Source organism: Acuticoccus kandeliae, assembly GCF_003073115.1.
This window is the reverse complement of the sequence record NZ_QBBV01000078.1, coordinates 1-397: the sequence shown is the minus strand read 5'-3', so window position 1 is coordinate 397 and position 397 is coordinate 1. Positions and strand designations below refer to the sequence as shown.

Annotated in this window: 1 pseudogene; it reads left to right on the top strand. The window is 65.7% G+C overall.

Going from position 1 to position 397, the window contains the following annotated elements:
• Positions 1–397: pseudogene (locus DBV35_RS29385) on the top strand (translation initiation factor IF-2); the annotation flags it as partial.

Genomic DNA, 397 nt, shown 5'->3' with positions numbered 1-397 from the left:
GAGGGCAAGGCCACCGAGCTTGCCAACCGCGAGGGCGTCGAGATCCGCTACTACTCGGTGATCTACCAGGCGATCGACGAGATCGAGGCGGCCCTGAAGGGCATGCTCAAGCCGGAGTACGAGGAGGTCGAGCTGGGCCGCGCGGAGGTCCGCGAGGTCTTCAAGTCCTCGAAGTTCGGCACGATCGCCGGTTGCCTGGTGATGAGCGGGGAGATCCGCCGGAACGCCCGGGCGCGCCTGCTGCGCGACTCGAAGGTGATCCACGAGAACCTCCCGATCTCGTCGCTGCGCCGGTTCAAGGACGACGTGGTCGAGGTCCGCGAGGGCTTCGAGTGCGGTCTGACGCTCGGTACCTACGGCGACATCAAGGTCGACGACGTCATCGAGACGTTCGAGA